This is a genomic window from Pseudomonas marginalis (assembly GCF_900105325.1).
GTDB lineage: Bacteria > Pseudomonadota > Gammaproteobacteria > Pseudomonadales > Pseudomonadaceae > Aquipseudomonas > Aquipseudomonas marginalis.
In genome coordinates this window covers 756572-781001 of record NZ_FNSU01000001.1, presented here as the reverse complement: position 1 = coordinate 781001, position 24430 = coordinate 756572, and the positions used below count along the sequence as shown (strand labels likewise).

The following is a 24430-nucleotide window of genomic DNA, read 5'->3' as shown; positions in this document are numbered from 1 at the left end:
GGATGCTGGCGCCGTTGAAAAGGAGCTGCACCATGAAAAAAATCATTCTCCTGGGTCTCACCGCCCTGCTCGGAGCCTGCCAATCCATGCATCCAGCGCCCAAGGCCAGCCTCGACGGCGAGGTGTTCTACCTGCAACGCATTGCCCTGCCGCCCGCCGCCACCTTGAGCGTGAGCCTGCAGGACGTGTCCCTGGCGGATGCGCCCGCGGTGACGCTGGCCGAGCAGAAAGGCCCGGTCAAAGGCCAGGTGCCGCTGCCGTTTCACCTGACCTACGACCCCGCACAGGTCAAGCCGGGCCACAGTTATTCGGTGAGCGCTCGCATCGAGCTGGACGGCAAGCTACTGTTTATCACCACCGAACGGCACACGGTGCAGCTCAACGGCCAGGATCCACAGCCGCTGCGCGTGCGCGTGAACGCCGTAGCACCCTGAACTCGAACATAAGGAAGCGCCCATGCTCCGCAACTCCCTTCGCCTCACTGCCCTGTGTGCCGGCCTGCTGCTCGGCGCCAATGCCGTGGCCCTGGACCTCAGTAGCCTGTCCCAGGGCGACGCCAGCGGCGGCCTCAAGGACGCCCTGACCCAAGGCGCACAGATCGCCGTGAAACAACTGGGTGTACCCGGTGGTTTCAGCAACAACCCTGAAGTGAAGATCGGCCTGCCGGGCAAGCTGGGCAAAGTCGCCGACAAGCTGAAAATGTTCGGCATGGGTGACCAGGTCACGCAGTTGGAAGACAGCATGAACAAAGCCGCTGAAACCGCCGTGACCCAGGCCCAGCCGATCCTGGTCAACGCGGTGAAGAACATGAGCGTGACCGACGCCAAGGGCATCCTCAGCGGCGGCCAGGACTCCGCCACCCAGTACCTGAACAAAAGCAGCCGCGAAGCCATCCGCGCCAAGTTCCTGCCGATCGTCAAGGCCGCTACCGACAAGGTGGGCGTGGCCCAGCAGTACAACGCCCTGGCAGGCAAGGCCGCCGCATTTGGCGCCGTGGATGCCAAGAGCGCCAACGTCGAAAGCTACGTGACCGAACAGGCGCTGGATGGTTTGTTCAAGATGATTGCGCAGCAGGAAGAGACGATTCGCAAGAACCCGGCGGCTGCGGCGACCAGCCTGGCGAAGAAGGTGTTTGGCGCCTTGTAATAGCTGTGATGCCCACGTTTCAGCGAGACGTGGGCATTGGGAAGCCGCTCAATGAGAAGCCTTTAACCAGTTCTTTTGTATTTCTGCTTGATCTCGCATTGAAAAGAACCATTCGCGGCCAACCTTCTTTTTGACAAATATATTCAAGTCGACTAGACCGTTCAGCACGGCCGATGCCGTATTGTAAGAACAGCCTAGATTTTCCTTCACATTGACGGCTGTGAACTGTTTGGCGGTACCGCTCTTGGCGACCTGAAATACCGTCTTTTGTTTCTCATTCAGTTCCTTATAAAGTCCTGACTCCCATAACCAACGCTCAAACGCCTCGGCCTCTCGGACACTTATCTCGTAAGACTGCTTAAATCCATCAACTGCGCGTTGCACGATGGAGCACTGATAGTCGATGAAGTAAGTCAGATCGAGTTCATCCGTCTCCGTATACAGATAAGACATACCGTATTGAACAGCCGCATTCTTCAGCAAGACACTGATGGAGATATACCTGAATGCCGCGTAATCGCTTTTAAACATGAACCAATAAAACAACGCACGCGCAACACGACCATTGCCATCCCGAAAGGGATGCTCGTAACCCAAGGCAAAGTGCAGAGAAATGCCTTTGATCAGTGGATGCAGGTAGCGGGTGGCCGTAGCATCGTCGTGACAAGTATTGATCCAATCAGCCAACCGCTCCAGCCGAGTGATGATCCCTTCTGCGGGAGGTGGCGAATGCACAACATTGCCATCACCATCCTGGACAACCACCTCATCGTTTAAACGAAAGCTGCCAGGAGAATATTTATCATCGTCAATGCCCTGAACACCTACTTCGTGCATGTCCGCGATCAACTCCACACTTAGCGGCTCGTTTCTCTTATCCCAAGCGAAACGCATCATTCGGTAATTGCCGATGATCATTTTTTCATCTGGCGTTCTGGGCAGTCGCTCTCGCTTCAACATATCTTTTGCAACGAGCGTCGTGGTTGCCGCGCCCTCCAACTGGCTGCTACTGATTGCCTCATCTTCAATCAGGTCGTTGAGCAAATACTTTATATGAGCAGCCTTCCCGACCTTGCTGCTCATGTACTCAAGTGCGGCAGTCGAGGCATATCTGTCGACCGTGGAGACCACGCGTTGTGCGGTTGGCGTTAATACAAAGTTGCACCAGACCTCAGGCGTACCTACGGGCACTATTTTCTGATACAGACGGGAGCGCTCGTACTTTACGATCCCCCAGCATATCGCTTGATCCAAGTGCTGAGGAAAACGGTGGCGTAGCTGATCAAAGTGCAAATAGCGGCCCCGACTGTCTGTTGGCTGAGACAGCTTCATATAGTCAGATAGATGCTGAAGATGGGGCTCCTGGCCAATGAGAACAAAAACCCGTTCCGGCACCTTGGGTGGCAGTTTAATCATCAAAATCTCAATTTTTGATTTCTGAGACTTGAGTACAGCAGAAAACTCCACCTATCTCAATAACCACGAAAATTGAGACATGCCTTTCTTCAATGCAGTACCGACTCAGCCAATCGCCCCACCGTCAACGTTGCAAAGCCCCCCATGGCCAGCGCCGTCGCACGGTTGATCTTCAAGGGTGTCAGCCAGGCTTTTTGCAGCCCTTCGAAGCGACTGCCGAATACGATCCACGCAGACCCTACCGGTATCACCACCAATGCCAGTGTGGCCATGAACCCGGCATAGCCTTGCCATGCGGCAAAGGTGCCGGCCGGCGCAATAAACGACACGATCAACAGCCCCTTGGGGTTCATCAGTGTCAACCAGAAAAAACTCCACCCACTGAGGCGGTCACGGCCAGGGTCGACGGTGCTGTTTTTGCGTTGCCAGAGCTTGTACGAGACATACAGCAGGTATCCGGCCGCCGCCAATTGCGTGAACTTCGACGCCCAAGGCGAATAGGCCGCCAGGTAGAGCAGTGCAACACCCCATATCGAAACCTGAAGCACGTAAGCCAGGCACTCGACAAATGCCAACCACCAGGACGCACGATAGCCAAACAATACGCCGGCACGAAACAGCAAGGTATTGGTGGGACCGGGGGCAAGCAGTAGCAACATCAGGGCTGGAATGCAGGCGAACATGCAGGTTTTCCTCAAGAGTGACGACCCAAAGTCGTTCCCCCCATCGAAACTGACGCGTCAACATGGATGGCCCGGCGACAGTGGCCATCATCAAACTCGCGAAGTCTACTGCAAGTACCCGCAAGATGCCCTCACCGGGAGGGCATGCAGATTCGTTCCAGCGGTTAAACCAGACAACTACAGGAAAGCGCCCACGACAAAAGTCGTCGTTGTTGCCACGCCATAACCAATACTCATGGGCGGCTCGGCCGAACGCATTGAACAAGGGAGTGGCCTCGCAGGACTGGGCTCAGGCCAGCAAGGGCTAGGAGGTTTTGCGTAGCAAGGCCGGGGCGGCGGCGGGCAAGGTCGGGGTGGCGGCTCTTGCGGGCAAGGACCGCTTACCGGGGGTCTTTGAGGCATCGACAGCGCAGAAAAAAAGCACTTGAAGGGGCAAAAAAACATAAAGTATTCCTTAAGTCCAAAGAGATGAGTCCATTTACCGTTGTCGTCAACAACTGACATCGACAAATCCATACCTGTGATCAGGTAGTCTCTAAGTGGCAGGAATGCAGGAAGCGTTCCCGGCTCCCGCCACCCGTTTCGACACTCAAATATTGGCCCTTACCCCTCTATGCCGCCTTCCGAACCTTGAACCACGCCGCGTAGAGCGCCGGCAAGAACAACAGGGTCAACGCCGTCGCCACGATCAAGCCACCCATGATCGCCACTGCCATCGGCCCGAAGAACACGCTGCGTGACAGCGGGATCATCGCCAGCACCGCCGCCAGGGCGGTCAGCACAATCGGGCGGAAACGCCGTACGGTGGCTTCGATAATTGCCTGCCACGGCGCCAGCCCGGCCTTGATGTCCTGTTCGATCTGGTCCACCAGGATCACCGAGTTGCGCATGATCATCCCAGACAACGCGATGGTCCCGAGCATGGCCACGAAGCCGAAGGGCTGGCGGAACACCAGCAGGAACAGCGTCACGCCAATCAGGCCCAACGGCGCGGTCAGAAACACCATCGCCGTGCGTGAGAAGCTGCGCAATTGCAGCATCAGCAAGGTCAGCACCACCACGATAAACAGCGGCACGCCGGCCTTCACCGAGTTCTGCCCGCGGGCGGAGTCTTCGACGGTGCCACCGACCTCCAACAGGTAGCCATCCGGCAATTCGGCGCGAACCCACTCAAGGGTTGGCAGGATTTGCTGGACCAACGTTGCCGGTTGTTCCTTGCCGTAGATATCGGCGCGCACGGTCACCGTCGGCAAGCGGTTGCGGTGCCAGATAATGCCCTCTTCAAAGCCGTATTCGAGGGTGGCGATCTGCGACAGGGCCACGCTTTTACCGTTGTCGGTCGGTACCGCCAGGCTGGGCAGCAGCGACAACTCGGTGCGCTCGTGGACGGTGCCGCGCAGGAGAATTTCGATCAACTCGTTGTCCTCCCGGTATTGACTGACGCTGGAACCGGTCAGTGAGCTTTGCAGGAATTTCGACAGGTTGGCGGTACTGACACCGAGGGCGCGGGCGCGGTCCTGGTCGATATTGAGGTAGACGATCTTGCTCGGCTCTTCCCAGTCCAGGTGCACATTGACCACGTGGGTATTTTCGCGAACCTTGGCAGCGACTTTCCGCGCAAGGGCGCGGACTTCCTCGATGTGTTCGCCGGTTACGCGAAACTGCACCGGATAGCCCACGGGAGGGCCATTTTCCAGGCGGGTAACGCGTGAGCGAAGGTCGGGGAATTGTTCGTTGAGGGTTTCGATCAGCCAGGTGCGCAGGCTTTCGCGGCCCTCGATGGTCTTAGCCAATACCACGAACTGCGCAAAACTGGCCGCTGGCAGTTGCTGGTCCAGTGGCAGGTAGAAACGCGGCGAACCGGTGCCGACGTAGGCCACATAGTTATCAATGCCGGCGTGTTCCTTGAGCAAGGCTTCCAGGCGCTTGACCTGATCGGCGGTGTTGCTCAGGGAAGCGCCTTCGGCCAGTTTCAGGTCGACCATCAATTCCAGGCGGCCTGAGGCCGGGAAGAACTGTTGCGGCACAAAGCGAAACAACGCCACCGAGCCGATAAACAGCAGCAACGTCAGGACAATCACAGTTTTGCGCCGACGCACGCACCACTCCACCAAACGTCTTACACGTTGGTAGAACGGCGTACCGTAGGGATCCGGGCCATCGATGCCATGTTTGGCCGCGTGAATCTTCGCCAGGTCCGGCAGGAGTTTTTCCCCCAGGTACGGCACAAACACCACGGCGGCGATCCATGAGGCGAGCAACGCGATCGTCACCACCTGGAAGATCGAGCGTGTGTATTCACCTGTGCTCGACTGCGCGGTGGCAATCGGCAGGAAGCCGGCCGCCGTGATCAGCGTGCCGGTGAGCATCGGGAAGGCGGTGCTGGTCCAGGCAAAACTGGCCGCCTTGAGCCGGTCGTAGCCCTGCTCCATTTTGATTGCCATCATTTCCACGGCAATGATCGCATCATCCACCAGCAAGCCAAGGGCCAGCACCAACGCACCGAGGGAAATCTTGTGCAGGCCGATGCCGAGGTAATACATGGTGGCAAAGGTCATCGCCAGCACCAGCGGAATCGCCAGTGCTACGACCATGCCAGTGCGTATGCCGAGGGAGAAGAAACTCACCAGCAAGACAATCGCCAATGCCTCGGCCAACACCTGCACGAATTCGCCGACACCGGTTTTCACCGCTGCCGGTTGGTCTGACACCTTGCGCAGCTCCATGCCCGCCGGAAGGTTCTTTTGCAAGCGTGCGAATTCGCCTTCGAGAGCCTTGCCCAGCACCAGGATGTCGCCACCGTCGCGCATGGCCACGGCCAGTCCGATAGCATCCGCCCCCATGTAACGCATGCGCGGCGCCGGTGGATCGTTGAAGCCGCGGTGAATATCGGCAACATCACCGATGCGGAAGGTTCGATCAGCGACACGAATAGGAAAGTCGCGGATTTCTTCCACCGTCTTGAAATTACCCGACACGCGCAGTTGCACGCGCTCGCTCGGGGTTTCAAAGAAGCCGGCAGTGGAGACCGCGTTCTGCTCCTGCAACGCCTGCTGCACAGCGGCCAACGGCAGGCCAAGGGTGGCGAGCTTGAGGTTGGACAGCTCGATCCAGATCTTCTCATCCTGTAGGCCAAGTAACTCGACCTTGCCCACATCCGCCACTCGTTGCAGCTGAATCTGGATGCGGTCGGCGTAGTCCTTGAGTACGGCATAGTCGAAGCCGTCGCCGGTCAGGGCGTAGATATTGCCGAAGGTGGTACCGAACTCGTCGTTGAAAAACGGCCCCTGGATATCCGGCGGCAAGGTCTGCCGGATGTCGCTGATCTTCTTGCGCACCTGGTACCACAACTCAGGAATCTGCACAGAGTGCATGGAGTCGCGCGCAATGAAGGTGACGGTGGACTCGCCCGGGCGAGAGAAAGAGACAATGCGCTCGTATTCGCCGGTCTCCATCAGTTTTTTCTCGATACGCTCGGTGACCTGGCGCGAGACTTCCTGGGCCGTAGCGCCGGGCCAGTTGGTCTTGATCACCATGGCCTTGAAGGTAAACGGTGGATCTTCGCTTTGCCCCAGTTTGGTATAGGACAAAGTACCGACCACAGCCAGCAGGATCATCAGGAACAGTACAATCTGGCGGTTACGCAACGCCCATTCGGAAAGATTGAAAGCCATCGGGGACTACTCCTTGGCCGCCAGGTTCACTATACGGTTGGAGCCATCCACCGCGCGCACTTGCTGGCCCTCGTGGAGCACATGCACGCCTGCTGCGACCACCCAGTCGTTGGGGGTCAAGCCTTCCAGCACCGGCACGGTTTTTTCGCCAAAGGCGCCGATGCGTACCGGCGTGCGCTTGAGGGTGTTGTCCGGCTGTACACGCCAGACGTAGGACGCACCGTTCTCCGCACTCAGGGCAGACAGCGGTACCGACAGCGGAACAACGCCGTCGGCCTGTATGAATACGCGAGCGCTTTGCCCCAGTTCCGCCGGGACTTTGCCGCCGGTGAAGGCAACGCGAGCGGCGAAGGTGCGCGATTTTGGATCAGCCGCAGGCGACAGTTCACGAATGCGCCCGGTGAAACGCTGGCCCGGCTGGCTCCACAACTCCACCGCGACCTGCTGACCGATCTTGAAGCGACCAAACCCTTGTTCGGGCAGGCTGATAAGCACTTCGCGCTCGCCATCGGTGGCCAGGGTGAACACGGTCTGGCCAGCGGATACCACTTGGCCGACTTCCACCGCGCGCTTGGCGACGACGCCATCCTGAGGGGCGCGCAATACGGCGTAACCGGCCTGGTTACTGGCCACGTCGAACTCGGCCTTGATCTGCTTGAGGCGCGCTTCACCGGAACGGTAAAGGTTTTCGGAATTGTCGTACTGGGAACGGCTGACCATCTGACGGTCCATCAGGGTCTTGTAGCGATCACGCTCAGCGCGTACCAGGCGCAGGTTGGCCTCGGCAGCGGCGACCTGGGCACGGGCGGCCTCCAGTTGCAGGCGCACATCCTGAGGGTCAAGTTCCGCCAGTGCCTGGTTGGTCTTGACCCGCTCGCCCTCCTCCACCAGACGCTTGCTGACTTTGCCACCGACGCGAAAGGCCAGGTCCGGCTCATAGCGCGCGCGTACTTCACCGGGGTAGCTGTCCGTCGACTGCGCCGAGGGTTGCGGCTGCACCACCATGGCCGGGCGGACGGTGGTCTGGACCGCTTCTTCCTGGCCGCAGGCGGCCAACAGGAAGACCAGGCAGACAGGCAACGCAAAGGGCAGGAAAGTGCTGCGCATGCTGAAGGACCTTTCGCAAATGGAGCTAGGAATAATTATACTGGCCGGTATGTTATTAATACCAAACTCGCCAGTCCAGTATTAAAGGTAGAAATGTCCGACAATCGTGTAAGCACCAATAGCCCCGGGCGTCCCAAGGACATGGCAAAACGCCAGGCTATCCTCTCGGCAGCGAAAATCCTGTTCTTGAGCAACGGCTACACCAACACCAGCATGGATGCCGTGGCCCTTGAGGCCGGCGTATCGAAACTGACCGTCTACAGCCACTTCACCGACAAAGAAACCTTGTTCACCGCCGCCGTGGTGGCCAAGTGCGAGGAACAGTTGCCGGTGATGTACTTCGAACTGCCCGAAGGCATGCCGGTGGAAACGGTATTGTTGAATATCGCCCGGGGGTTCCATCGACTGATCAACAGTGAAGAGTCGGTTAACCTGCATCGCCTGATGATGACCACCGGCAATCAGGACGTGAAACTCTCACAGATCTTCTTCGAAGCCGGGCCCATGCGGATGCTCCAGGGCATGGAGCGCCTGCTCGGCAAGATCGACCAGAGCGGCGCGCTGAGCATCGACAGACCGCTTACGGCAGCCGAGCACTTCTTCTGCCTGCTCAAGGGCACCGCGAACTTCTGCCTGCTGTATGGCTGCGGCGGGCAACTGAGTGAGGAAGCCGCCGAAGCCCATGTGCAGGAGGTGGTGGGGTTGTTTATGCGGGCCTATAGGAGAGATGCGGCTGCAAGTGGTTAGCTGCAAGCAGCAAGTGAAAAGCGCTTTTGCTTGCAGCTTGCAGCTTGCAGCTTGCAGCTTGTGGCTTGTGGCTTGTGGCTTAAGACTTGAGCGCTTTCTTGGGATAAATGTCATACCGGCTGGACTTGCCATCCAGCGCATGGCTCGGCTTGGGCCCTTCGATGCAGGGCGCCTTGCGCGGGCGCTTGACCACCACGCGGTGGCTGGCCAGGGCCAGGGCGGCGGCCAGCAGGGCCGGTGCATCCGGATCATCGCCCACCAGTGGCCGGAACAAGCGCATTTCTTTCTTCACCAGGGCGGTTTTCTCACGGTGGGGGAACATCGGGTCGAGGTAGATCACCTGGGGTGGCTCCCCTTGCCAATTGAGCATCACGTCAATGGAGTTGCCCTTGAGCAGCTTCATGCGCGCCACGATGGGCGCTACGTCAAAATCCTGCGTAGCGCGCGCCAGGCCATCCTCGAGCAAGGCACCGATCAGCGGTTGGCGCTCGATCAGGCTCATCTCGCAGCCCAGGCTGGCCAGCACGAACGCGTCCTTGCCCAGACCGGCCGTGGCGTCCAGCACACGGGGACGCACGCCTTGGGCAATGCCCACGGCCTTGGCGATCATCTGTCCGCTGCCGCCGCCATACAGCCGACGGTGAGCCGCGCCGCCTTCGACGAAGTCCACCCGCACCGGTCCCGGCGCGTCAGGTCCAAGCTGCTGCAGTTGCAGGCCGTGTTCCCCCACTTGCAGGGAAAAATCCGCATCCGCGAGCTGTAAAGGCAAGCCGAGCTGTGCAGCCCACTGCTCGGCCCGGGCCTGGAAACCTTCGCCCAAGGCCTCGACCTGGATGCGGCTGGCCGCTGGTTGTTCGCTCATCAATCGCTACGCTCAAAAATATTAAGGATCGGCAAACAACGGCCGATAAAAACAACAGTCAGGTATTTTGCCAGAGCTGAGCGTCGACCGAGAAAAATGTCAGACATTCTCCCCCTAACCATCGGTGTACTGCCGACCCATAACCACTACGGCCTGCGCAATACTCAAGCGCTGGCCGGGGTGAGCCATGTGTGGCAGGACTTCTTCGCCCGGGCGCTGGCCGAGCAGCTCGGTGAAACGCCGGACGCGCTCGCCGCCAAGGCGCCGGCACCGGCGGACCCGACGGTAGAGCCCAGCGCCGGTGCCGACCTGTTGTCGCAGATCCTCACGCAGCGTGAGTGCGACGTCAAAGACACCGAGATTGCGCCACCTGAGCCACTGTTCCTGCCTATCGCCGAATTCGAAACCGAGTTGCTGCCACCGGCCGCCACGCCATTCCCACAGGAAGAAATCGTCGCGCAGCAGCGCCAGCAGAATTTCGAAAGCGCTTGGGTTCGCCCGATCGTCCTCACGGCCGGCCAGCCATTGCCTGAGCCCGGCCCGGCGCCGGAACCACGCCCTCTGCACTTGCCGATTGCCGAGTTCGAACTGGACCTGTTGCCACCACCCGCCACGCCTTACCCAACCGAAGAACTGCTGGCGCAACAGAAGGCGCTGGACTTCGACTACCACTGGGCACGCCCACTGATCACCCACAACCTGCGCCTGGCGGCCTAGCGACACACCCACCAACGCCCCATGTCCAGATGGAAATGGTTGCGGTGCGCGGCGTTGTAGTCCGGGCTCAACACCACATTGAAATCATCACAGGCGCCATCGCGCACCTGGCGCAGGAACCGCGCGCTGTCGCCCTCCCCGGACCAATCCTTGAGCACGCTGATACTGCGCCCATCCGCCAGGCGAAACCCGGCGATATCCAAGGCATTGGCCGACGCATGCTGGCTGAGCCGCCCTTCGGCACGGTTATACATGTTGCGACAGGCAAAGCTGCCCAGGTGATCGACCCGTGTCACCGCCTGGCCGAACACCGCCTGGGCTGCCGGTTGCAGGCTGTGACGCTCGAACAGCGCGAATGCCACGGCCAACGGGCAACTGGCGAGAAAGCTGCTGCTTAATGCCACGTCTGCACCCTGCACGCGCAAGGTATTGCGCAGAGGACAGGCAGCGTCAGCGGGCGTGTCAGCCTGATGGCTGACACGCAAACCAGAGGTTTTCAGCACTTGGTCGCAGAGCTCGGGGTCATCCTGCAGGCGTCCCAGCTTGTAGCGGGTCAACAGGTTCGGGCTGGACCGTACGTCCAGCGGCGACCAGGGGTTCCATTCGGCCGGCAACGGCAGCCAGCCACGCCATACACCCACGGCAAATGCACCACTGAGCACCAGCAGAGCACCCAGCAGTTTGAAAAAACGCACGGCTCAGTCCTTGAAGAACTGATTGGCCTGGCTGAAGGGCATCGAGCGCTCGGTAAAGCTGAAGGTGCCCAGCTCATAGACTTCCTGGGCCGCTCGGTAGAATTCACCATAGGCCGCCAGTGCCATGGCCGAGCCCACGCTGATGCGCTTTACCCCCATCGCGCTCAATTGCGCCACGCTGAGTTTCAGGCCGCCGGACATCAACACGTTCACCGGCTTTGGCGCCACGGCCTTGACCACCGCCAGCACGTCCTCAGCACTGCGCAGGCCCGGCGCATAGAGCACGTCGGCGCCGGCTTCGGCGTAGGCCTGCAGGCGGCGAATAGTGTCGGGCAGATCCAGGCGACCATGCAGGAGGTTTTCCGCGCGGGCCGTCAGTGTGAAGGGGAATGGCAAGCTGCGGGCAGCGGCGACGGCGGCTTCCACGCGCTCTACGGAAAGGTCGAAGGGATAGATCGGGTCGACGGCAACGCCGGTGGCATCTTCGATAGAGCCCCCCACGATACCGCTGGCCGCCGCCCGCAAGATGGTTTCGGCACAGCCTTCAGGGGTATCGCTGAAGCCGTTTTCCAGGTCGGCCGCCACCGGCAGCGCGGTGGCCTTGGCGATCATGGCGGCATTGAGCAACGTGTCTTCAAGGGACAACGCGCCTTCCGCGTCCGGGCGCCCCAGGCTGAACGCATAACCCGCACTGGTCGTGGCAAGGGCTTCAAAGCCAAGGCTGGTGAGCATCACCGCGGAGCCGGCATCCCAAGGGTTAGGCATCACGAAGGCGCGGTCGCGCTCATGCAGGGACTTGAAGGTTTCGGCGCGAAGGGCTTGGGCATCCATGACTGACTCCTGGCGGGAAAAGGAGCCCTAGAGTAACCCCAGTTGTTCCGCTTCGGGTTGCCGATCCAACGTCGGCAGCGCCGGAAGGCCGGGCAGGCGCACCATCAACTTGGCGTGGAAACGCAGGGCCAGCTGTGCGGCCAGGCGGTTGTCCGAGGTGTGCAGGAATACGTAGGGTGTGCGGCCTTCTTCGATCCAACCCGCGATTTTTTCCACCCACGGCACCAGGAACGGGTCATTGGCCTCAAGCTCCGGATGGCCGATAAAACGCACTTGGGGAAACTGGGTCAGCGCTGCCGGACGGGGTGGCACCTTGGGCTTTTTCGATTGTGCGTGCAGTACCGCCGCCGAGGTCGACGTGCAACTGAACAACGCGCGCGGGTCGAGGCAGATGCGCTCGACACCCCGATCCCGTAACAAACGGTTGAGCGTGCGCTCGGCATCGCCCTTGGCGAAGAACTCAGGGTGGCGTACTTCCACCGCCATCGGGCGTTCCAGGCCATCGATAAAACCGGCCAGTTCAGCCAGGCGTTGCGGCGAAAAACTCGCCGACAGTTGCAGCCACAGCGGCGAAACACGTTCACCGAGCGGGCTCATCAAACCGACAAAACTTTCCGCCGCCGGCAATTGCTCGCGCAAGTCGCCACCGTGACTGATGTCACCGGGGAATTTTGCAGTGAAGCGAAAATCGTCGGGCATGATGTCGACCCAGCGCTGCACGGTAGCGGCCGAGGGGCGAGCGTAGAACGTGGTATTGCCCTCAACGGCGTTGAAGACCTGGGAATAAAGGGCAAGGTAATCGCTGGAGCGGGCGTCGACTGGGTACAGGTACTCGCGCCAGGCGTTTTCACTCCAGGACGGGCAGCCGAGGTAGTAAGGCAGGCGCATCAGATGTGGATGTCGAGACCCAGCACTTCCATATCCCATTCGACAAATCCGGCGGTGGTCAGGTAGCTGGCCAGGGCGGTGGCAACGCTTTTGCTCATGGAGCGCGGGAAGACCATGTCTTGCTGACGGGCGGGAACGCCGCTGATGCGGGCTTGTGAACTGGCCTGCGCATCGGATTGGACCTCAATGAAGTCCGGCGAATCCTCGACGGAGTCGTCCACCGTGGCGTTTGCCTTACGCGGCTTGCGCTTGATCGGGTACGACTGTGAGGAAAATCCATCTATACGCATAGGCGCGAACTCGCTATCAGTAATGGCATTTTGGCAGCACTGTCCGTCGCGCGCAAATGCTCTGGTGATAACTAGAACACATAATTTGAAAAAGGTTTAAAAACCCGGGCAAATTCTGACGATTGGCGACTTTTGCCTCAAATTGCCATCATTTTTGGCGTCAAATAATCCCTCTTTCTGCCTTGGTCTGCGCGACTTTATCGCGCAGGTAAACCGGTGCAGCCTGATCCGCAGGAATCGCCTCGCCACGTTCGAACGCGAAGCGCGCCAGGGTCAGCAGATCTTCGGCGTGAGGCAACAGGGTGGCGTCCTGGCCAGCAGGTTGAACGCCGATACGCTCGCCATAACCCCAACCGGTGCCAGCCCCGAACCAGTCACCACTGGCATCGCACGGCAATACCGCCGATTCCGGTGGCTGCACCGCTTCCACGCCGACAAGGCGCATTTCGCCAGCCGTTTCGCGGTAGCAACCCCAATACACTTCGTCCATACGCGCATCGATCGCCGCCGCCACCTGCTGGGCGCAGTGTTCGCGCAAGGCACGTTGGGCCAGTACGGCAAGGTTGGAAACCGGCAGCACCGGGCGCTCCAACGCAAAGGCCAGGCCCTGGACCACGCCAATGGCGATGCGCACCCCGGTGAACGCTCCCGGGCCACGGCCAAAGGCGATGGCATCCACGGCCGACAGGGTGGTGCCCGCGTCTTCAAGCAGCTGCTTGATCATCGGCAACAGCTTCTGCGCGTGCAGGCGCGGGATCACCTCGTAGTGGCTTGTGACCTTGCCATCGTGCAGCAAGGCAACGGAGCAAGCTTCAGTCGCGGTGTCCAGGGCCAGCAGGGTGCTCATCGGTATGGGTGTCCAAGTCGAAAAAAAGTGCGCCAGTATAAACAACAACGGCCCGCAAGCGGGCCGTTGTCTATCAAGCCGATAAAGGATCAGCTCAGTGCTTGCAGGACCTTGGCGGTGATCGCTTCCACCGAGCCGACGCCAGGGATATGGCTGTACTTCGGCTTGCCCTGGGCTGCGGACAGCTTCTGGTAGAAATCCACCAACGGCTTGGTCTGGGAATGGTAGACCGACAGGCGATGACGCACGGTTTCTTCGGTGTCGTCCTTACGCTGCACCAGGTCTTCACCGGTGACATCGTCCTTGCCTTCAACTTTAGGCGGGTTGTAGACGGTGTGGTACACGCGGCCCGAGGCTTCGTGGACGCGACGACCGGCAATACGCTGGACGATTTCTTCATCTTCAACCGCGATTTCCACCACCGCGTCCAGCTCGACGCCGGCTTTCACCAGGGCTTCGGCCTGGGGAATGGTGCGTGGGAAACCGTCGAACAGGAAGCCGTTCTTGCAGTCTTCCTGGCTGATGCGTTCCTTGACCAGGTTGATGATCAGGTCATCGGAGACCAGGCCGCCGCTGTCCATCACGCTCTTGGCGATCAGGCCCAGCTCGGTGCCGGCCTTGACGGCTGCGCGCAGCATGTCGCCGGTGGAGATTTGTGGAATGCCGAATTTTTCAGTGATGAACTTTGCCTGAGTACCTTTACCGGCCCCGGGAGCTCCCAGCAGAATGACGCGCATCGATGTGCTCCTCAATTTTTTATAGAGATGACGCTCGGATTCGCCGCGTGGGGCCAATCTCGTAAAAATAATATAGGGCTCATGAAACTATGGGCCCAGGCCGCCCAAACGGCCAAAGGCTGATCAAGATACACAGCGGGCCCTAACCACACAAGCCGCCAAAAGTCGCAGGAACCCGCGCCACGCGTACGTCATAGGTAGGGTGTGCCTGAGTGCAACCAGCGCTGTAAACGCCGACCACCCCTTTCAGGGCGGCCGTCGTGGTTTATCCGCAAGCTTTTGAGAACACGCAAAAAACCTCAGCCGGTGTTGCGCAGGCCGGCGGCAATACCCGCCACGGACACCAGCAACGCCTGTTCCAGAGGGCTGTCCTGCGCGGCTTCCTGGCGACGCGAGCGCGCGAGCAACTCGGCCTGCAACAGGTGCAAGGGGTCGAGGTAGGTGTTGCGCAGGCGGATGAACTCCAGGGTGTCAGGGCTATGGGCCAGCAGTTGCGACTGGCCGGTCAGGCCAAGCACCACGTCGCATGCCTGCGACAATAGGTCGCGTAAGTGCGCCCCCAATGGCAACAGGTCCGGCTGCACCAGGCGCTCGTCATACAGGCGCGCAATATCGGCATCGGCCTTGGCCAGGACCATTTCCAGCATATCGATGCGGGTGCGGAAGAACGGCCACTGTTCGCGCATCTGTCCCAGCAGTTCACCTTCGCCGCGCTCCAGGGCCTTGCTCAACGCGGCCTCCCAACCCAGCCAGGCCGGCAGCATCAGGCGAGTCTGGGTCCAACCGAAGATCCACGGAATGGCGCGCAGGCTTTCTATACCACCGGCGCGACGCTTGGCCGGGCGACTGCCCAGAGGTAGCCGGCCCAGCTCCTGCTCCGGGGTGGACTGACGAAAATACTCGACGAATTGCGGATTTTCCCGCACCACCGCGCGATAAGCGCTGACGCCGTCGGCCGCCAATTCATCCATCAAATGGCGCCACGCCGGCTCCGGTGGCGGCGGTGGCAGCAATGTCGCTTCCAACACGGCGGCCAGATAGAGATTGAGGTTCTGTTCAGCAATGTCCGGCAAGCCGAATTTGAAGCGAATCATCTCGCCTTGTTCGGTGGTACGGAAACGCCCCGCCACCGAACCCGGCGGTTGCGACAGGATCGCCGCGTGGGCCGGGCCGCCGCCACGTCCGACGGTGCCGCCGCGACCGTGGAACAGCAGCAATTCCACCTGTTGCTCCCGGCAGATATCCACCAGCCGCTCCTGGGCCCGGTACTGCGCCCAGGCGGCGGCGGTGGTGCCGGCGTCCTTGGCCGAGTCGGAGTAGCCGATCATCACTTCCTGCGGGCCCTGCAAGCGCGCCCGGTAGCCTGGCAGCAGCAACAGTTGTTCGATCACGGGACCGGCGTTATCCAGGTCGGCCAGGGTTTCGAACAGCGGCACCACGCGCATCGGCCGTTGAACGCCCGACTCTTTAAGCAGCAGCTGCACCGCCAATACGTCCGACGCGGCACCGGCCATGGAAATGACATACGAGCCTAACGATGCGGCAGGCGCGGCGGCCACTTCCTTGCAGGTATTGAGCACTTCGGCCGTATCGGCCGATGGCTTGAAATAGCCCGGCAACAGCGGTCGACGGTTGGCCAGCTCCTTCATCAGGAAGCTGATGCGCATGTCTTCGTTCCAGTCCTCGTAACGGCCCAGGCCCAGGTAATCGGTGATTTCAGTCATCGCCGCCGAATGACGACTGGAATCCTGGCGCACATCCAGGCGCACCAGAAATAGACCAAAGGTTACGGCCCGGCGCAGGCAATCGAGCAGCGGGCCGTCGGCGATCACGCCCATGCCGCACGCGTGCAACGACTGGTAGCACAACTCCAGTGGCTCGAGCAGATCGCGGTTGTTCTGCAACACCTCGGCAGGCGCCGGCGTGCTGCTGCTCAACGCGGTATGGGCCCATTGGCGCGTGGCGCGCAGGCGTTCGCGCAGTTGCTTGAGCAGGGCACGATAAGGTTCGACGCTGTCGCCGACCTTGGCCTGCAACGCCGGGCTGGCCTGTTGCATCGACAGTTCGGAGGCCAGGTGGTCGATATCGCGCAGGTACAGGTCGGCCGCCATCCAGCGCGCCAGCAGCAACACCTCGCGGGTGACGGGCGCGGTGACATTCGGGTTGCCGTCACGGTCGCCGCCCATCCACGACGCAAAGCGGATCGGCGCGGCTTCCAGCGGCAAACGCAGGCCCGTCGCAGCGTGTAACGCCTGGTCGGCCTTGCGCAAGTAATTGGGGATGGCGTGCCACAACGAATGCTCGATCACCGCGAAGCCCCACTTGGCTTCATCCACCGGGGTGGGCCGAGTGCGGCGGATTTCTTCGGTGTGCCAGGCTTCGGCGATCAAGCGCTGCAGGCGCTGGCGGATCTGCTCGCGCTCAGCGCTGGTGAGGTCGCGATGATCCTGCAGCGCCAGTTGCGCGGCGATGGCGTCGTATTTCTGGATCAGGGTGCGGCGTGCCACTTCGGTGGGGTGGGCGGTGAGGACCAGTTCGATGTCCAGGCGCCCCAACTGGCGGGCGAGGGACTCATTGCTGTGGCCCTCGCCCTGCAGGCGAGCCAGTAACTCCGGCAATACGCGGGACTCGAACGGCGCCGGTTGCGACTCGTCGCGCCGGTGAATCAACTGGTACTGCTCGGCGATATTGGCCAGGTTGAGGAACTGGTTGAAGGCCCGCGCCACCGGCAGCAGTTCGTTTTCCTGCAACTGATTGAGGCTGGCGCTCAGTTCATCACCCGCGGCTTTGTCCGGGGCGGCTCCGCGGCGGTCGGCCTTGGCGCCTTTGCGGATCTGTTCGATCTTGGCGAGAAAATCATCGCCGTACTGCTCTCGAATGGTGTTGCCCAACAGTTCACCGAGCAGGTGAACATCCTCACGCAAGCGTGCATCGATATCACTCATCAGCCAATCTCCAGCCAGAAATCCGGGACGCGCAGGTGTGTCAGAGTGCCGCCGGCATCGTTTTATGACAAGACTTTAAACCTTGTGACTTGCAGCTAGTCTCAAGTGTGAGCCGCCGCGTTTATCCACGCGCACGGCTGGTCACTCATCACCGCCTGCCACCGCAGGCTTTATTGAGGTTGCCATGAAAATTCGAGAACTGGCCCAGCATTGGGAAGAGAACGCCAAGGGTCGCCTGACCAAGACCGAGTACGCCATCCATCTGGATGTGGAGGCTGCTGCACGGCTGGCAGCCATCGCCGAGATGTACCCCAAGCGCCACACCGAAGAACTGCTCGGCGAGCTGATCGGTGCCGCCCTTGAGGAGCTGGAAGCCAGCTTTCCCTACATCAAGGGACAACAGGTCATCGCCACCGATGAAGAGGGCGACCCGCTCTATGAGGACGTCGGGCCAACGCCGCGGTTCCTGACCTTGTCCCGTCGCTATCTGCATGATTTGTCTGCCAGTGCCGACGACCAAAAGCACTGACGGACTCGATTGACACCCATCTGAACCCCGTATTCCGGGCCTCTGCCGAGGCTCGGAGTACCCCTGCACGTGGCAAAAGTTCCAACTTTTTACCCTGACCAATCAGTCAGATATTTTTTTAGGCAAATCGCCATCTCTTCTGAACTTTTGAAAAAAGCCTCCGGTCACAGCCAGTAAGCCATCACTTGGAACGGCCGTTTGAAAGGGCCTGTCGCGCTTTACCGCCGCGCCCCAAGCCGTTCACCGACTGCGATGGATTTTGATGTTTTTAGGAGCTATCCAATGGAGTTGAAGACGATGAAGACCAGCACTGCCAAATCCACGTTTAACCACCTGCGCGGGCTTAAATTGGCCGCGCTGGCAATCGGCACCAGCTTCGTTTTGGCTGGCTGCGCCGGCAACCCGCCAACCGAGCAGTACGCGGTGACTCAGTCCGCGGTCAACAGCGCAGTGAGCGCCGGCGGTACCGAGTACGCAGCAGTTGAAATGAAATCGGCCCAGGACAAGCTCAAGCAAGCCGAAATCGCCATGCACGACAAGAATTATGACGAGGCGCGTCGCCTGGCCGAACAGGCTGAATGGGATGCTCGCGTTGCAGAGCGCAAGTCCCAGGCGGCCAAGGCCGAACAGGCTGTGAAGGATTCCCAGAAAGCTGTTCAGGAGCTGCGTCAGGAAGGTATGCGCCCGGCTGCTATCCAGCAGAAATAAAGCGCCGCGCCTGATTGCACTGCACCCGATATCGAATTGAAAGGACGACACGACTATGCGTAAACAATTGATGATCCCTGCCCTGCTGGCGATGAGCGTTGCCCTGGCGGCCTGCTCTACCCCGCCCAACGCAAACCTGGAAAACGCACGGACCAACTTCTCGTCCCTGCAAACCAACCCGCAAGCCACCAAGCTTGCCGCCCTGGAAACCAAGGACGCCAGCGATTGGCTGGACAAGGCTGACAAGGCCTACCGCGACAAGGAAGACCAGAAGAAGGTCGATCAACTGGCCTACCTGACCAACCAGCGCGTTGAAGTGGCCAAAGACACCATCGTGCTGCGCGAATCCGAAGCCAAGCTGAAAAACGCCGGCGACGAACGCGCCCGTGCCCTGCTCGAGGCCCGTGATGCGCAGATCAAGCAGCTGCAGGACAGCTTGAACGCCAAGCAAACCGAGCGCGGTACTCTGGTGACCTTTGGCGACGTGCTGTTTGCCACCAACAAGGCCGACCTGAAGTCCAGCGGCCTGGTCAACATCAATAAGCTGGCGCAGTTCCTTCAGGAAAACCCGGATCGCCAGGTGATCGTTGAAGGTTACACGGACAGCACAGGCAGCGATGCCTACAACCAGAGCCTGTCGGAGCGACGTGCCGCTTCTGTGCAGGTTGCGCTGATCAAGATGGGCGTTGACCCACGCCGCATCGTGACCACCGGCTATGGCAAGGAATACCCGGTTGCCGACAACGGCAGCGTCTCGGGCCGTGCCATGAACCGCCGCGTTGAAGTGACCATCTCCAACGATAACCAGCCGGTCAAGCCACGCTCGTCCGTCACCAACTGATTGATGCTGGATAAGAAAACCCACCTTATGGTGGGTTTTTTTTGGGCTCGCCGAATTGGACAGGACGGTTTGTGTCCTCCGCTGGCAGCTCAATCTTCGGGGCATGGGCCTGTTTCGGCAAATGCTCCATCAGTTGCTTTTTCTGCTCCCGAGCTTGCTGCCGTTCCAGATCCTCATGGCACCTGACCATATCCCGCATGTTGCGTAATGCCGGACTTTCAGGAGCTGCAGGATTTGCAGGATTTGAAAAAATAGATATCGCCACTTTCTCGGCCCTGAACTGTGTAAGTTACACCGCTTTCTGTGGCGTCTTGCGCGATATGGTTCCAAATAAATCCCGCCCCCCTGTGGACATTGAGCGGGCCGTGGCTAACCTGACCCCGGATACACAAAAACCCGCCTATGGCAGGCGGGTTTTTCCACGGGTGGGCAATCAGGTGTTGATCGAGCCCCCCCCCTGATAGTCGGGTTGCGGAATCTGGCCATTGCCCTGGCCGCCTTCGCCGCCTTGGCCGCCCTGTGCACCTTGTTGCTGCAGTTGTGCAAGCAGCTTCTTCAGTAGCTCCTTCAGGTCCTCGAGACTCTCTCCGCCGCCGGCCCCACCGCTTCCCTGCCCACCCTGGGAGCCTTGTGACTCCATTTGGTTAATTTTGCTTTTTACGTCATCAATCTGTTGGTTGAGGTCTCCCTGGGAGCTCCCGCCGGCGCCATAGCTGCCCGTATTCACTGGAGACTGTGTTCCGCTGATGCTTGTCATAAATGTCGACTCCACAATAACTAACGAAAAGGACCGATCAGTCACACCGATCAGTCCATAGTCTGTGGCGGGCAAATAGAGATGGTTCCGGCCTGGGAAGACTCGGACCTGCACCAAGGGACGAATCCCCAGGCTGAGTGGCGTTTTCCCACGGACTCGACGCGCTGGCTTACTGCTGCAGTTGCGGGGTTTCCTGGCCCATGCAACGCACCGCCTGCTTTTTGTTGTTGACCAACACTCCACTCAAGCCTTTTTGTTCGGTATCGAACATGACCAGCACACCATCGACGCACTGTGCCACTTGAGCGGCCGGGGTCAGGGAGATCTTGTAGTCCTCGCCCGGCACGGTCTTGAGCATGGTGAAGTCGCTGAGCAGCAACGCATCCTCAGGCTTGGCGAAGTGCAAATAGCCGTAGTACCACAGGCAGCCGACGGTGCCGATGATGGTGCCGATGCCGGTGAGGATCAGCGGGATCATGTTGCGTTCTTCGCTCATTGCGGGCTCTCTGATGGATCAACTTTAGGAATGGGGTAATTCGGAATCTCGCCCAGGCGGCGCAGGCCGTTGAAGTGCTGCGGGTCGTCCAGATAGCGCAGCATCACGGTTTGCCAAGTCTTGTCGGCAAAGGTCTGCACATGGCCGCCGCGGGTCAACTGCAATACCCGTGGCGGTGGCGCGGCCTGATACAGGCGGATACCGTTGGCCACGGGCACGATCGGGTCATCCAGGCTGTGGAACAGCAATTTCGGCACGCCGGTCAGTTGCGGCATGGCGTTGATCGCGCTGTCGGCGTCGGGCACCAGCCAAGACAAGGGCACCTGGAAGGGCCATGTTAACCAGGAGGTGCTCAGGGCGAATTGTCCTACGTCACGATAACTGGCGGGCACGCCGTCCAGTACCAGGGCCTTGAGTTGGACTTGACGCTGCGGGTGTTCCGCCAGGTAATGCACCGCCAGCGCACCGCCGAGGCTTTGACCGAGGACGATCAACGGCTGGCCCTGGGTTTCGGGCGCCTGGTCGAGCCAGTTGAACGCCGCGTCCACGTCCTGATAGATCGCTGGCAGCGAGGGCTTGCCTGCCGACAGCCCGTAACCGCGATAGTCCAGCAGCAGTACCTGGTAGCCCTGCTCCGGCAACCACCAGCTGCCGCCCAGGTGCCAGGCCAGGTTACCGCCGTTGCCGTGCAGGTGCAGCACCGTCCCTTTGACGGGTACTCCGGCCTTGGCCGGCAGCCACCACGCGTGCAACTTCACACCGTCGGCGGTGGTGAGGGTGACATCGCGGTATTGCAAGTGCGCTTTTTCGGGCGTGAACGGCAGGCCGGGTTCGGGGTAGAACAGCAGCGAGCTGCAACCGTTCAATGTGAGTAGCAGGCACAGAATGCCGAGGATTCTCATCCGTTGAAGCCTCGTGAATAACAACGTTTAAAGGATATTGGAGTAATCCGCCTCGATCCGGTCCAGGCTCAAGTGGTTGAGGAAGTTGGAGAAACACATCCACGCCGCCAGTGCATTCATGTCGCGGAACTGCTCCGGCAGGTACTTGGGCGGCACCACCAGGCCTTCGTCCACCAGTTGGCGCAAGGTGCGCATGTCTTCCAGGGTGGTCTTGCCGCAGAACAGCAGCGGCACTTGCTCCAGCTTGCCTTTGCGCACGGCCAGCTGGATGTAGTTGTAGACCATGATAAAGCCCTTGAGGTAGGACAGATCCTTGGTAAACGGCAGGCCGTTCGGCACCGAGCCACGGAATACCCGGCTGGCGTTGCCATAGCTTTCGGCCATTTCAAAGCCTTGCTCGCGGAAGAACTCGAACACCTGCAGGAAGTCGGCACCCTCTTCCACCATGTGGATCGCACGGGTGCGGTTGGTCAGCTTGCGCAAGCGGCTCGGGTAGGAGGCGAACGTAATGATCTCCATGAGGATCGCCAGGCCTTCCTGGGTCACGGTGGACGACGGCGGGCCCTTGGACAGGAACGTGCAGATCGGCTGGTTCTGGCCGTTGAGCGTGGTACCGACATGCACCAGGCCTTCGTGGACTTCCAGCGCACGCACGTCGCGGTCGTTGAACATCGCGTCGGCGCGGATCTTGATGTAGTCGGCGCCCGCTGCGGCATCGGCAACGATACCGTCGGACTCAAACACCCGGATGGTCTCTTCGGCTTCGCCAAATACCTTGTTCAGGCGGGTTTGCAGCAGGGCCACGGCGTCCTTGGCGGTCAGGGTCTTGGCTTCGTCCTTGAGGTCACCACGGCCGTCGATATTGTTCAGGTAGTCGGAGAGCATCAGGCCCAGGTCAGCCAGGGTCGGGTCGCCGGCGTGGAAGGCGTCGGAGGCGGCGCCGTACAGCTCCTGGGAAATCAGGCCGAAGTCCTCGGTGCCGCGGGCTTCGAGCATGCGCACCACCATGCGGTATTCGCGGCACATGCGGCGCATGATCTGCCCCACCGGGCTGAACTGGCCGAGGCGGCGAGTGATGTCGCGTTCGATGTTCTGGAATTCCAGCTTTACCGCACTGGAGTCGAACGACAGCGGCCGGTTCAGGTAATAGTCGCGATCCACGGCGGGCATGGCCTTGCCCTTGGCCTTGAGGAATCCCTGGCGAATGTTGTCGTCCCACTTCACGGCGTCGAGGACGCGAATCGGTGTTTGCGCCAGCACAATGCGATCGGACAAGCTGCGTATCGTCTGCTGGTAATCGTCCACCCGGTGCTTCCTCTTTAAACGTTATTTGCCCGCACGCTGGTAGCGCACGGCTTCAACGAACACATCGGCATTGGCCGGATCATCCAGGTAGGCAAACACCTGGCTCATGGAACTGTCGACCCGTACGCCGGCGCCTTCGACGGTATCCACGCTGCTGCCCTGCAGCACCTGTTGCCCGATGGCCTGGTGAATCTGTTCGAGGTCGAGGTTATAGACCACCAATTCGTGCTTATCGTCGAACTCGAACCCCGCCAGGAAGTAATGCCCTCCGAACCGGGCCGGCAACGGTGCCGACAGGTACCAGCGGTTGCCATGACGCGAAACGGTAAACAGGTACTCATCGCGCTGGGCCGGCGTGGCTTTAGGGTAGCTCACCGCCTTGTAGCGGTGCTCACCGGCACGGCTGATGCGCAGATTGAGCGGTTCGCCCCAGGCATTCCTGCTGGTCCAATGGCCCAGCAACTCATCCGGTGCCGCCTCATGGGCGGGCAACGGGTCCTTGAACGTGACCAGGCAACCGCTGAGCAACAGGAACGACAAGGCGATTACCGCCACACGCCAGGTTTTCATTGGACTCCCCCGGTGTCAGACCGAGGCCAACACCAAATGCATGTAACGCTTGAGGATCTCAAGCATCTCTTCACCGGTCAGAGGCTCTGCGCCGCCCAGCAGGCCCTGATATTCCATCCGACTGATAATCGCCGTCAACACCTTGGCGTCCTGTTGCGGCTCGCGGGAGCCCAATACCTGGAAAAACTGCCCCGTGCCCTGCAACAGGATCTGCTGGTGGGAACGCACCAGCTCAGCCAGGCGCGGGTTGAGCAAGGCTTCCTGGCGAAAGGCCTGTTCGGCCATCAAATGCTCGCGGCGGTTGGTCAACTGGCGCAGCACATAGTCGGCGGTCAGCCGCGCGATGTCATCGGCCAGTTGCGAGCGCGATTCCGGGCTGCCATCGCCATAGGCGACCATCTCACGCAGCAGGCCTTCGTTACGCACCCATAGCTTGCCCATGAAGGCGGCGCTGCGTTCAACGTACTGGGCGAAGGTATCGGTGAGCAGGTCATCGATGTCCTTGAAGTAATAGGTAGTGGCTGACAACGGCACACCGGCCTCGGCCGCCACGGCCCGATGGCGCACGGCCCGCACGCCATCGCGCACCACGATGCGCATGGCTGCATCGAGAATGTCTTGCCTGCGTTGCTCGCTGCCCCGACGGCTGGCCTTACGGCCCTGGTACTGGACGCTTTCAGCCACGGCAGCGGCAATGCCGGCGGCACCTTCTTGAGCGGTTACGCGGTTCACGACAC

25 protein-coding genes are annotated in these 24430 nt (G+C 60.4%); 7 read left to right on the top strand and 18 right to left on the bottom strand.

What is annotated here, in order from left to right; all coding sequences use genetic code 11:
- Positions 1-32: 32 nt before the first annotated feature.
- Both BLW22_RS03825 and BLW22_RS03820 read left to right on the top strand, forming a co-directional pair.
- Positions 33-434, top strand: coding sequence for a YbaY family lipoprotein (locus BLW22_RS03825; protein ID WP_027604494.1), 402 nt, complete (start codon positions 33-35; stop codon positions 432-434).
- Positions 435-456: 22 nt separating this feature from the next.
- On the top strand, positions 457-1146 hold the full coding sequence (locus BLW22_RS03820; RefSeq protein WP_074844233.1) for a DUF4197 domain-containing protein: 690 nt from the start codon (positions 457-459) through the stop codon (positions 1144-1146).
- A gap of 48 nt (positions 1147-1194) precedes the next feature.
- Here BLW22_RS03820 and BLW22_RS03815 read toward each other — a convergent pair whose 3' ends face one another.
- From BLW22_RS03815 to BLW22_RS03800, 4 genes are all read right to left on the bottom strand, one after another.
- Positions 1195-2559, bottom strand: a complete 1365-nt coding sequence (locus BLW22_RS03815; protein ID WP_065949012.1) for a Fic family protein — start codon at positions 2557-2559, stop codon at positions 1195-1197.
- Between the two features lie 92 nt (positions 2560-2651).
- Positions 2652-3245: a LysE family translocator gene (locus BLW22_RS03810; protein WP_074844230.1), complete on the bottom strand. Its 594-nt coding sequence runs from the start codon at positions 3243-3245 to the stop codon at positions 2652-2654.
- A 611-nt stretch (positions 3246-3856) separates the two neighbouring features.
- Positions 3857-6919: an efflux RND transporter permease subunit gene (locus tag BLW22_RS03805; RefSeq protein WP_074844227.1), complete on the bottom strand. Its 3063-nt coding sequence runs from the start codon at positions 6917-6919 to the stop codon at positions 3857-3859.
- Positions 6920-6925: 6 nt separating this feature from the next.
- Positions 6926-8026, bottom strand: coding sequence for an efflux RND transporter periplasmic adaptor subunit (locus BLW22_RS03800; protein ID WP_074844223.1), 1101 nt, complete (start codon positions 8024-8026; stop codon positions 6926-6928).
- Between the two features lie 93 nt (positions 8027-8119).
- Between BLW22_RS03800 and BLW22_RS03795 the strand changes: the two genes are divergently transcribed.
- On the top strand, positions 8120-8773 hold the full coding sequence (locus tag BLW22_RS03795; RefSeq protein WP_074844220.1) for a TetR/AcrR family transcriptional regulator: 654 nt from the start codon (positions 8120-8122) through the stop codon (positions 8771-8773).
- Between the two features lie 79 nt (positions 8774-8852).
- Here BLW22_RS03795 and BLW22_RS03790 read toward each other — a convergent pair whose 3' ends face one another.
- The gene (locus tag BLW22_RS03790) at positions 8853-9635 is read right to left on the bottom strand and encodes a class I SAM-dependent methyltransferase (RefSeq protein ID WP_065926477.1); all 783 of its coding nucleotides are present in this window, start codon (positions 9633-9635) and stop codon (positions 8853-8855) included.
- A gap of 96 nt (positions 9636-9731) precedes the next feature.
- Here BLW22_RS03790 and BLW22_RS03785 point away from each other — a divergent pair, with 96 nt between their 5' ends.
- Positions 9732-10352 carry an energy transducer TonB gene (locus tag BLW22_RS03785; protein WP_065926478.1) on the top strand — a complete coding sequence of 207 codons (621 nt, stop codon included), beginning with the start codon at positions 9732-9734 and terminating at the stop codon, positions 10350-10352.
- Here BLW22_RS03785 and BLW22_RS03780 read toward each other — a convergent pair.
- The 7 genes from BLW22_RS03780 to ppc all read right to left on the bottom strand — a co-directional run bounded on the left by BLW22_RS03780 (position 10349) and on the right by ppc (position 17585).
- Positions 10349-11047, bottom strand: a complete 699-nt coding sequence (locus BLW22_RS03780; RefSeq protein ID WP_065926479.1) for an extensin-like domain-containing protein — start codon at positions 11045-11047, stop codon at positions 10349-10351. The genes BLW22_RS03785 and BLW22_RS03780 overlap by 4 nt on opposite strands.
- A 3-nt stretch (positions 11048-11050) precedes the next feature.
- Positions 11051-11878, bottom strand: a complete 828-nt coding sequence (locus BLW22_RS03775; protein ID WP_065948855.1) for an isocitrate lyase/PEP mutase family protein — start codon at positions 11876-11878, stop codon at positions 11051-11053.
- Between the two features lie 27 nt (positions 11879-11905).
- The gene (locus tag BLW22_RS03770; RefSeq protein ID WP_065926481.1) at positions 11906-12766 is read right to left on the bottom strand and encodes a DUF72 domain-containing protein; all 861 of its coding nucleotides are present in this window, start codon (positions 12764-12766) and stop codon (positions 11906-11908) included.
- Entirely contained in the window at positions 12766-13056 is a 291-nt protein-coding gene (locus tag BLW22_RS03765; protein ID WP_065926482.1) for a hypothetical protein, read from the bottom strand. The genes BLW22_RS03770 and BLW22_RS03765 overlap by 1 nt, the downstream gene beginning before the upstream one ends.
- A gap of 160 nt (positions 13057-13216) precedes the next feature.
- The gene (tsaB, locus tag BLW22_RS03760) at positions 13217-13903 is read right to left on the bottom strand and encodes a tRNA (adenosine(37)-N6)-threonylcarbamoyltransferase complex dimerization subunit type 1 TsaB (protein WP_074844217.1); all 687 of its coding nucleotides are present in this window, start codon (positions 13901-13903) and stop codon (positions 13217-13219) included.
- A gap of 89 nt (positions 13904-13992) precedes the next feature.
- Positions 13993-14640 (bottom strand): adenylate kinase, encoded by a 648-nt coding sequence (adk, locus tag BLW22_RS03755; RefSeq protein WP_010212617.1) that lies wholly within the window; start codon positions 14638-14640, stop codon positions 13993-13995.
- Between the two features lie 299 nt (positions 14641-14939).
- Positions 14940-17585: a phosphoenolpyruvate carboxylase gene (ppc, locus tag BLW22_RS03750; RefSeq protein WP_065926484.1), complete on the bottom strand. Its 2646-nt coding sequence runs from the start codon at positions 17583-17585 to the stop codon at positions 14940-14942.
- A 184-nt stretch (positions 17586-17769) separates the two neighbouring features.
- On the opposite strand from ppc, the gene BLW22_RS03745 reads away from it, so the two are divergent.
- The 3 genes from BLW22_RS03745 (at position 17770) to BLW22_RS03735 (ending at position 19663) form a co-directional block, all read left to right on the top strand.
- The gene (locus tag BLW22_RS03745; protein ID WP_027604509.1) at positions 17770-18114 is read left to right on the top strand and encodes a hypothetical protein; all 345 of its coding nucleotides are present in this window, start codon (positions 17770-17772) and stop codon (positions 18112-18114) included.
- Between the two features lie 297 nt (positions 18115-18411).
- The gene (locus tag BLW22_RS03740) at positions 18412-18822 is read left to right on the top strand and encodes a DUF4398 domain-containing protein (protein WP_169899499.1); all 411 of its coding nucleotides are present in this window, start codon (positions 18412-18414) and stop codon (positions 18820-18822) included.
- 55 nt (positions 18823-18877) lie between these two features.
- On the top strand, positions 18878-19663 hold the full coding sequence (locus tag BLW22_RS03735; protein WP_074844215.1) for a lipotoxin F family OmpA-related lipoprotein LptF: 786 nt from the start codon (positions 18878-18880) through the stop codon (positions 19661-19663).
- A gap of 433 nt (positions 19664-20096) precedes the next feature.
- Here BLW22_RS03735 and BLW22_RS03730 read toward each other — a convergent pair whose 3' ends face one another.
- From BLW22_RS03730 to BLW22_RS03705, 6 genes are all read right to left on the bottom strand, one after another.
- Positions 20097-20420 (bottom strand): hypothetical protein, encoded by a 324-nt coding sequence (locus BLW22_RS03730; RefSeq protein ID WP_065926485.1) that lies wholly within the window; start codon positions 20418-20420, stop codon positions 20097-20099.
- Positions 20421-20589: 169 nt separating this feature from the next.
- Entirely contained in the window at positions 20590-20916 is a 327-nt protein-coding gene (locus BLW22_RS03725; RefSeq protein ID WP_003172217.1) for a PA3694 family proteiin, read from the bottom strand.
- Entirely contained in the window at positions 20913-21818 is a 906-nt protein-coding gene (locus tag BLW22_RS03720) for an alpha/beta hydrolase (RefSeq protein WP_027604512.1), read from the bottom strand. The genes BLW22_RS03725 and BLW22_RS03720 overlap by 4 nt, the downstream gene beginning before the upstream one ends.
- Before the next feature lie 27 nt (positions 21819-21845).
- On the bottom strand, positions 21846-23123 hold the full coding sequence (locus BLW22_RS03715; RefSeq protein ID WP_027604513.1) for a flavohemoglobin expression-modulating QEGLA motif protein: 1278 nt from the start codon (positions 23121-23123) through the stop codon (positions 21846-21848).
- Positions 23124-23144: 21 nt separating this feature from the next.
- Positions 23145-23693 carry a hypothetical protein gene (locus BLW22_RS03710; RefSeq protein WP_065926486.1) on the bottom strand — a complete coding sequence of 183 codons (549 nt, stop codon included), beginning with the start codon at positions 23691-23693 and terminating at the stop codon, positions 23145-23147.
- A 15-nt stretch (positions 23694-23708) separates the two neighbouring features.
- A complete protein-coding gene (locus BLW22_RS03705; RefSeq protein WP_027604515.1) occupies positions 23709-24425 on the bottom strand; it encodes a TetR/AcrR family transcriptional regulator in 717 nt (238 codons plus the stop codon).
- Positions 24426-24430 lie beyond the last annotated feature (5 nt).

Coding starts and splice junctions, on each gene's coding strand:
- BLW22_RS03825 (WP_027604494.1), top strand. CDS start 33: ATGAAAAAAATCATTCTCCTGGGTCTCACCGCCCTGCTCGGAGCCTGC.
- BLW22_RS03820 (WP_074844233.1), top strand. CDS start 457: ATGCTCCGCAACTCCCTTCGCCTCACTGCCCTGTGTGCCGGCCTGCTG.
- BLW22_RS03810 (WP_074844230.1), bottom strand. CDS start 3,245: ATGTTCGCCTGCATTCCAGCCCTGATGTTGCTACTGCTTGCCCCCGGT.
- BLW22_RS03805 (WP_074844227.1), bottom strand. CDS start 6,919: ATGGCTTTCAATCTTTCCGAATGGGCGTTGCGTAACCGCCAGATTGTA.
- BLW22_RS03800 (WP_074844223.1), bottom strand. CDS start 8,026: ATGCGCAGCACTTTCCTGCCCTTTGCGTTGCCTGTCTGCCTGGTCTTC.
- BLW22_RS03795 (WP_074844220.1), top strand. CDS start 8,120: ATGTCCGACAATCGTGTAAGCACCAATAGCCCCGGGCGTCCCAAGGAC.
- BLW22_RS03790 (WP_065926477.1), bottom strand. CDS start 9,635: ATGAGCGAACAACCAGCGGCCAGCCGCATCCAGGTCGAGGCCTTGGGC.
- BLW22_RS03785 (WP_065926478.1), top strand. CDS start 9,732: ATGTCAGACATTCTCCCCCTAACCATCGGTGTACTGCCGACCCATAAC.
- BLW22_RS03775 (WP_065948855.1), bottom strand. CDS start 11,878: ATGGATGCCCAAGCCCTTCGCGCCGAAACCTTCAAGTCCCTGCATGAG.
- BLW22_RS03770 (WP_065926481.1), bottom strand. CDS start 12,766: ATGCGCCTGCCTTACTACCTCGGCTGCCCGTCCTGGAGTGAAAACGCC.
- BLW22_RS03765 (WP_065926482.1), bottom strand. CDS start 13,056: ATGCGTATAGATGGATTTTCCTCACAGTCGTACCCGATCAAGCGCAAG.
- tsaB (WP_074844217.1), bottom strand. CDS start 13,903: ATGAGCACCCTGCTGGCCCTGGACACCGCGACTGAAGCTTGCTCCGTT.
- adk (WP_010212617.1), bottom strand. CDS start 14,640: ATGCGCGTCATTCTGCTGGGAGCTCCCGGGGCCGGTAAAGGTACTCAG.
- ppc (WP_065926484.1), bottom strand. CDS start 17,585: ATGAGTGATATCGATGCACGCTTGCGTGAGGATGTTCACCTGCTCGGT.
- BLW22_RS03745 (WP_027604509.1), top strand. CDS start 17,770: ATGAAAATTCGAGAACTGGCCCAGCATTGGGAAGAGAACGCCAAGGGT.
- BLW22_RS03740 (WP_169899499.1), top strand. CDS start 18,412: ATGAAGACCAGCACTGCCAAATCCACGTTTAACCACCTGCGCGGGCTT.
- BLW22_RS03735 (WP_074844215.1), top strand. CDS start 18,878: ATGCGTAAACAATTGATGATCCCTGCCCTGCTGGCGATGAGCGTTGCC.
- BLW22_RS03730 (WP_065926485.1), bottom strand. CDS start 20,420: ATGACAAGCATCAGCGGAACACAGTCTCCAGTGAATACGGGCAGCTAT.
- BLW22_RS03725 (WP_003172217.1), bottom strand. CDS start 20,916: ATGAGCGAAGAACGCAACATGATCCCGCTGATCCTCACCGGCATCGGC.
- BLW22_RS03720 (WP_027604512.1), bottom strand. CDS start 21,818: ATGAGAATCCTCGGCATTCTGTGCCTGCTACTCACATTGAACGGTTGC.
- BLW22_RS03710 (WP_065926486.1), bottom strand. CDS start 23,693: ATGAAAACCTGGCGTGTGGCGGTAATCGCCTTGTCGTTCCTGTTGCTC.